General features: G+C 56.5%; 4 protein-coding genes. 3 read left to right on the top strand and 1 reads right to left on the bottom strand.

Going from position 1 to position 3,793, the window contains the following annotated elements:
* Window positions 1-71: 71 nt before the first annotated feature.
* Window positions 72-761 carry a 5-bromo-4-chloroindolyl phosphate hydrolysis family protein gene (locus tag H9X86_RS11630; RefSeq protein WP_346011469.1) on the bottom strand — a complete coding sequence of 230 codons (690 nt, stop codon included), beginning with the start codon at window positions 759-761 and terminating at the stop codon, window positions 72-74.
* Window positions 762-915: 154 nt separating this feature from the next.
* Here H9X86_RS11630 and ilvA point away from each other — a divergent pair, with 154 nt between their 5' ends.
* The 3 genes from ilvA (at window position 916) to recR (ending at window position 3,644) form a co-directional block, all read left to right on the top strand.
* A complete protein-coding gene (gene ilvA / locus H9X86_RS11625) occupies window positions 916-2,136 on the top strand; it encodes a threonine ammonia-lyase (protein WP_204901676.1) in 1,221 nt (406 codons plus the stop codon).
* A gap of 237 nt (window positions 2,137-2,373) precedes the next feature.
* Window positions 2,374-3,024, top strand: coding sequence for a ribulose-phosphate 3-epimerase (gene rpe / locus H9X86_RS11620; protein WP_204901675.1), 651 nt, complete (start codon window positions 2,374-2,376; stop codon window positions 3,022-3,024).
* A 17-nt stretch (window positions 3,025-3,041) separates the two neighbouring features.
* Complete coding sequence (gene recR / locus H9X86_RS11615; RefSeq protein ID WP_204901674.1) at window positions 3,042-3,644, top strand: recombination mediator RecR; 603 nt, start codon at window positions 3,042-3,044, stop codon at window positions 3,642-3,644.
* Window positions 3,645-3,793 lie beyond the last annotated feature (149 nt).

Genomic DNA, 3,793 nt, shown 5'->3' with positions numbered 1-3,793 from the left:
TCCAGGGTGGGCTCCAGGGTGAGGGTGGGGGTCATATCCAGCTTTTCATTCATGGTACATTCCTCCTATGGTCATTGGTTGTTCTCATCAGCGGAAAGGTTCATGGAGCCCAGGCCCTCCCGAGCCAACATTTGCTCCAACACGTCGATGTCTGTGGAAATATCCAAGGCTTCCTGGCCGTACAGAGCATCCAGCTGCCGGTCAAAGGCGGCGCAGATGGTGGCCATGATATCCTCGATGCGGCCCTTGGTGCCGTCAATATTGGCTCCCTCCACACCTGTGGCGTCCATACGGTCGTAGGCGTTGAGCAGCTTCAAGGTGGTGGGAAGATAGTAGTTGAGAAAGCGGCGGATCTGAGGTTGCTTTTCCGGATCCTTCACCACGGCGTCTATGATCTTTCCGGTGGTGTGCTCCAGATGGTCGATCTGCTGGGACAGCTGGGCATCTCCGATGGTGTCATTGAGTCGGCGCAGCTCCGACAGGGCACGATCCCGCTCATCCAGCAGCTGCTGGATTTCGGGACTCACGGAGCTCTCTTGGGGCTTTTGAGTCTGGGCTTTGGGGGTTTCCACATCCGGTTGGCCATCTTCATAGCCACGGTCAGGAAAGATGATTTTGCCCAGATAGTACACGGCGGCAGAGGCCAAAGCCGCTGTGACGTAGTGGACGGGGCGGTACAGCGGCGCAGCCAGTGACCACACCAGCCAAGTCCCGCCCACCAGATAGATGGGAAGGACACTTTTCTTGCGAACGAAAGCCACAAAATACGCTCCTCTCTCCAGTGAAATATTTCCTATATTGTAACGCAGTAAAGTGGTGGCTGTCAAGAAAATGAAGGGGGTTTCCGCCATTGACTTTCCCTAATCTGTGGGGTAAAATAATACTTCAGATGATAAAATAGGCAGGTGTAGAGCCATGATGACACTGGAAAATTTCAAACAAGCCCGTAAAGTCCTGGAGGGCGTTCTCCACCCCACAGACTTGATTTACAGTACATTTTTCTCCAAGTCTACCGGAAATCATGTATACATCAAACCGGAGAATATGCAGGTGACCGGGGCATACAAAATCCGGGGCGCCTACTTTAAGTGCTCTACCCTGACGCAAGAGGAGAAGGAGCGGGGGCTTATTACCGCCTCTGCGGGCAACCATGCTCAGGGTGTGGCCTATGCCGCCCAGGCTGCCGGCATTCCCGCCACCATCATTATGCCCACCACCACACCGCTGGTAAAGGTCAATAACACCAAGGACTACGGTGCCCGTGTTATTTTGCACGGCGAGACCTTTGATGATGCAGCGGCGATGGCGGCACTGATGAGCCAGGAGGAGGGGTATACTTATGTACATCCCTTCAACGATCTCACGGTGTCCACAGGTCAGGGTACCATTGCCTATGAAATTTTTAAGGATCTGCCCGATGTGGATGTGATCCTGGTGCCCATTGGAGGCGGTGGGTTGGCTGCCGGTGTGGCCACCCTGGCCAAGCTGCTCAACCCTTCGGTGAAGGTCATCGGTGTGGAGCCGGAGGGAGCGGCATCTATGAAGGTCAGCGTGGAGGCCGGGCATGTGGTCGCCCTTCCCACGGTGAACACCATTGCCGACGGCGTGGCAGTCAAGACCCCTGGAGATCTGGTGTTCCCCTATATTCAGAAAAATGTGGATGAGATCCTCACCATTGGGGATGGAGAGCTGGTGGATGCTTTCCTGGACGTGATGGAAAAGCACAAAATGGTGGTGGAAAATGCGGGGCTGCTCACCATTGCTGCCCTGCGTCACCTGGACTGCAAGGACAAGAATGTGGTGTCGGTGCTGTCCGGCGGAAATATGGATGTGATCACCATCTCCTCTCTGGTGCAGCACGGACTCATCAACCGGGGCCGCATCTTCACCTTCTCGGTGCAGCTGCCTGACCGACCCGGCGAGCTGCTCCATGTGGCAGAGCTGGTGGCCCGTGCCAATGGTAACATCATCAAGCTGGATCACAACCAGTTTGTCAACATCAATCGCCAGGCCGGGGTGGAGCTGAAGGTGACCCTGGAGGCCTTTGGGCATCAGCACAAGGAGGAGATTTTGTCTGCCCTGTCCAAGGCTGGATATGAGGTGCACGAAGTGGCCACCTCCTGTGTATACGAATAACATCCAGTTGCCGTCCGGCAAAGACCAAGGGCCTTTGCCGGACGGCTATGCCAAAAAGCGGAATGCACCCGAATTTTCGGCATCCGGTGGGTGGGAGAGTTGGGGGAGACCCGGTGCCTGCCCCCGGAGCACATCCGCTTGAGGCATCCTATGAGAGGTTTGCCCCTGAGGTGTGCCCATGTACCTGGCAGCGGGCGGAGAAAAAGATTATAAACCGATATCAATGAGGAGGAACCTATGGTTAAGATTGCACCATCTATTTTATCCGCAGATTTTTGTAATTTGGAGCGGGACATCCAGCGCATCCACACCGCCGACTGGGTACATGTGGACGTGATGGACGGGGCCTTTGTGCCTAACATCACCATCGGCATCCCGGTGGTGAAGTCCATCCGCAGCCACACGGATATGTTTTTGGATGTCCACCTGATGATTGATAAGCCGGTGCGGTATGTGGCTGATTTCTGTAAGGCCGGAGCGGACCTGGTGAGCATCCATCTGGAGGCTGACCACCCCACCCGCATCCAGCAGGCCCTGGATATCATCGGGGAGCATGGGGTGAAGAAGGCGGTGGCTCTGCGGCCCATCACCTCGCCCGAGGCCATTCTGCCTTACATCCGGCAGCTGGACATGGTGCTGGTGATGACGGTGGAGCCGGGCTTTGGAGGCCAGGCATTTATGGAGGATCAGCTGAAGACCATTGCCCGGGTGCGGGAGATCATCGACCAGTACAACCCCCAGTGTGAGCTGGAAGTGGACGGCGGCATCAATGCAGTCACCGCCCGTCAGGTGGTGGATACGGGAGCCAACGTGCTGGTAGCCGGGTCTTCGGTGTACGGAGCTGCGGACATTCCTGCCGCCATTGCGTCGCTGCGGGTATCTCAATAAGTTACGGAGGCTAAGACATGGATTATTTTCCCCCGGCATTGGAAAACCTGGTGGAGCAGTTTGCAAAGCTCCCGGGCGTAGGGCGTAAGAGCGCCCAGCGGCTGGCGTTTTATGTGTTGGGCCGGACCGACGAGGAGGCCCAGGCCTTTGCAGATGCCATTCTCCAGGCCAAGGGGAGCATCGGCTACTGCCCCAAATGTCAGAATCTGACCCAGGGGGAGGGACTGTGCAGCCTGTGCAGCTCCAGCCGTCGGGACCAGCACACCATCTGTGTGGTGGCTGACCCCAAGGATGTCATCGCTTTGGAGCGAGCTCGAGAGTACCAAGGGGTATATCACGTGCTCCATGGGGTGATTTCCCCCATGAACCATGTGGGTCCCGATGATCTGCGTATTGCACAGCTGGTGGAGCGTGTGGCAGGGGGCGAAGTGGAGGAGGTCATCATGGCCACCAACCCGGACACAGAAGGGGAGGCCACTGCCATGTATCTCTCCAGGCTGCTCAAGCCCTTTGGGGTGAAGGTCAGCCGCTTGGCCTATGGCATCCCCGTGGGCAGCCATCTGGAGTTTGCCGACGATGCTACCCTGATGCGGGCCATGGAGGGCAGACGAGAAATGTGAAAAAAGACCGTTGCAGCAGCCATTGGGCTGCTGCAACGGTCTCAGACTGTCGAAGAACCCCTGTTTTCATTGAGCGAAAACAGGGGTTCTGGTCATAGTTTGGGGAATAACGGCAAATATGATGCGCAAATTGGAGTTCTCCCAACTCC

The organism is Pseudoflavonifractor capillosus, from assembly GCF_016902575.1.
Classification (GTDB): Bacteria; Bacillota; Clostridia; order Oscillospirales; family Oscillospiraceae; genus Enterenecus; species Enterenecus capillosus_A.
This window is presented reverse-complemented; position numbering and strand designations above follow the sequence as displayed.